At 45.2% G+C, this 3145-nt stretch carries 2 protein-coding genes; both read right to left on the bottom strand.

The features are described 5' to 3' along the window. Positions 1–343 precede the first annotated feature (343 nt). Positions 344–1075: an IS21-like element helper ATPase IstB gene (gene istB, locus V3S16_RS12705; RefSeq protein ID WP_413885499.1), complete on the bottom strand. Its 732-nt coding sequence runs from the start codon at positions 1073–1075 to the stop codon at positions 344–346. Between the two features lie 37 nt (positions 1076–1112). After that, positions 1113–2660 (bottom strand): IS21 family transposase, encoded by a 1548-nt coding sequence (gene istA / locus V3S16_RS12700; RefSeq protein ID WP_413885498.1) that lies wholly within the window; start codon positions 2658–2660, stop codon positions 1113–1115. Between the last annotated feature and the right edge of the window lie 485 nt (positions 2661–3145).

The following is a 3145-nucleotide window of genomic DNA, read 5'->3' as shown; positions in this document are numbered from 1 at the left end:
GATTTTAGAAAATATTATGGTCAAGCTATCCGAAAGGTATGCCGGGAATTTACGCTGTTTTGTAAAAAACTAGAGCTGTTTGGAGGTGAACTTGTCGCCTGCGTATTCCGGTGAAATTGACCACCTGTTCCGGCGATTCACTTACCACTCATTCCGGATTTGATTAACAGTCTCACCGGTTTATTTACAAGTAAATTTGAATCGCAATTTCAAGTCCCATCGGTCATCAATCGGAGCGAAGCGACGGATTTAAAAACTTCTTGAATCAGTCACCCAGCATATCAGCATCGCCAGCCACCAGTCGGAGCGAAGCGACGCTGTTTTTCAGCCAGGCATACAGATCTTACAATGCCTTTCTTTTTCTCATCGAGTCACCATTCAGATTGATTTTATGTGCATTATGAACCAATCGGTCCATAATTGCATCTGCAATTGTTGGATTTCCGATGACTTCATGCCAATGCTCTATTGGTAGTTGGCTGGTGATGATGGTGGAATGGATTCCGTGTCGATCTTCGAGTACTTCCAATAGATCATTTCGTTGTTGATCCTTCAGGTTTTCAAGTCCCCAGTCATCTATGACAAGAACCTGAAACTTCGAGATCGTTGTCATCAATTTCAGATAGGTTCCATTTCCCTGGGCTGCATGAAGTTCTCTGAATAGACGCGAAACTCTGTAATAACGGGATTTATAACCTTCCAGGCATGCTCTATGTGCCATAGCGCAGGCAAGATAGCTTTTTCCCACACCAGTTGCTCCGGTAATGATCATGTTTTGATGTTCCTTTATCCATCGACAGGTTCCAAGAGATAACATCAAAGATTTATCAAGCCCCCTGGGGTGACGATAGTCAATGTCTTCAAAACAGGCTGTTTGTCTCAGCTTGGCCTGTTTAAGTCTTGTTATCAGGCGCCGGTTCTCTCGCTCGATGGCTTCCCGGTCGACTAAGAGACCGAGTCTTTCATCAAAGCTGAGCGTTTCATATTCTGACGACGAACTCTGCTCTTCGAGACCTCTGAGCATTCCGTTCAGCTTTAAATTCTTCAATTTCTCCATGGTTGGTGTTTTCAACATATTGTTTCTCCTATATGATCAGATTGACTGTCGTGAATTATTTAAAATATGTCCCGCCACGGACATTTCGATGGTCGAGTTGGGGTTGGGTATCCGGTAATTCTGCGTTCTGTTTATCCAACCCTTTTTCCAGGATGGTTCTGATATATTTGTATCGATACTCTTCAAATTCTATCGCACGCCGGCAAGCGGATTCCAGCCGCTGATCGCCATAGTGTTTGCCCAGGCGTAAGATTCCCAAACATGAACGATATCCTTGTTCCGGATGCCTGCGAGAGTGCATGATCATATGAACTAAACTCGTGGTTGCCTCTCCAATCTTTCCCGCCCATCTGAGAATTCGAGAGGGACTCCATTCCATATGCTCACGGTGCCCGGTTGGCATGTGTTCTTTTATGGTCGTGTGTCCGCCGGGGAAACTGCTTTTTCGGTGAGAAGCGATTCTTTTGCCCTTGAGAAAGATCTCCACAATATTTTTCGTATGGCGGATCCGCACTTCCCGGTGGATGAATCGGTAAGGTACGCTATAATAATGCTTATCAAGCTCCACGTGATAGTCGATGTTCACTTTCGCGTTTTTCCATTCGGCAATCTCGTAACGTGATTCGGACAAGGGCAAAAGTGCGGCCTTCTCGGTTGTATGGAACCAGGAGTAGCGAGAACCGGACAGTTTTTTGAACGGTTTTTCATTCAGCTTTACCAGCAGCAGTTGAATCTCCTGATTCAGATGATGCAGACTGAAGAATGTCCGATTTCTCAAAGCTGCCAGGATCCATCGTTCCACAATTTGCACGGCGACCTCTACTTTCCCCTTATCCTTTGGGCTTCTCACACGAGCCGGCAGGACTGCCGTTCCGTAATGCGATGCCATTTCATAATAGGTGGGATTAATATCCGGATCATAGCGGTTTGATTTTGATACCGCCGATTTAAGATTGTCCGGTACCAACAAGCGGGGAACGCCCCCAAAATACTCAAAGGTATTGACATGCGATCCGACCCAGCTTTGGATCGTCTGATCCCAGGTCGCTTCGGCAAACGTGTAATTACTCATACCCAGCACGGCAACAAAGATCTGAACCTGATGAATCTCGCCGGTCTTTTGACTCTGTATCGGGATGGTTTGCCCTGCATAATCGACGAACAGCTTATCACCGGTTTTATGATTCTGACGCATCCAGGGGCTGATCGTACTTTTCCATTTCTTGTAGAGCTCATAAAACTGGGTTGACTGGTAACCATCATGGTTCAGCTCTTTGTATTCCTCCCATAAGAGCTGGAGGGTTACCCCTTTGCGCTTGAGTTCCTTATGGATGTACTGCCAGTCGGGTTCTGGTCTTGAATGGTTGGTTTCTATACGATGGGCTCCTCGGACAAGTTCCCTAAGCCGTGATTCTTCCAGTGACTCAACCTCATCCCATGTTATCCCGACGTCCTTAACCTGTTTCAGATAGGCTCGTACAGTTACATGAGAAACTGCACAGCTCCGGGATATCTCACGGTAACCTAGCTGATGTTTCAGCCCCAGGCGCAGGATCTCCTGAAGTTTATGGGGCGTAATCTCCTTTTTCCGCTTTCTTGCCATTTAATCTCCTTGTAATGATTGATATTAAAAAGTAAAGAAGACTGTTAATGGCCATAAAGGTGATCATAAGGTCAAGCGATTTTGTCTTGAAAATCTGACTTTTTACTCAGGTCTCTAAAATGTTCTCATGATGGAGTGAGAAAAACAGGAACGGAGGGAAAGTAGGTGATGATGATCGTGGCTGGTAAATATGGGCGGAGTGGATGGTAAGTCAATAACGGAATCAGTGGTAAGACAAAATCGGAAAGCCTGGTAAGTTGGTACCGGAATCAGTGGTAGTTACCACCCGGAATACGCATTAAATATCTTATGTTCAAAAATGGCTTCTCTAATTGAATAATTCATAAATGCGGTATGTCTATAGTTACTCAGTTTATTTAGCTAACACCATGCTCAGCTGTGTTGCCCAGAGCGATAGCGGCGGGTAACATCAGCTGTAGCAATTTGTTAACCTGCTGTTTCAGGTATGCGATTCTAAGGCTAGT

The organism is Candidatus Desulfatibia sp. (assembly GCF_036446775.1).
Lineage (GTDB): Bacteria > Desulfobacterota > Desulfobacteria > Desulfobacterales > UBA11574 > Desulfatibia_A.
The sequence above is the reverse complement of the archived record's forward strand: the minus strand, read 5'-3'. Positions and strand labels throughout refer to the sequence as shown.

What these genes read in the sequence shown, in the direction of transcription:
- istB (WP_413885499.1), bottom strand. Translation starts at nt 1,075, where the DNA reads ATGTTGAAAACACCAACCATGGAGAAATTGAAGAATTTAAAGCTGAAC.
- istA (WP_413885498.1), bottom strand. Translation starts at nt 2,660, where the DNA reads ATGGCAAGAAAGCGGAAAAAGGAGATTACGCCCCATAAACTTCAGGAG.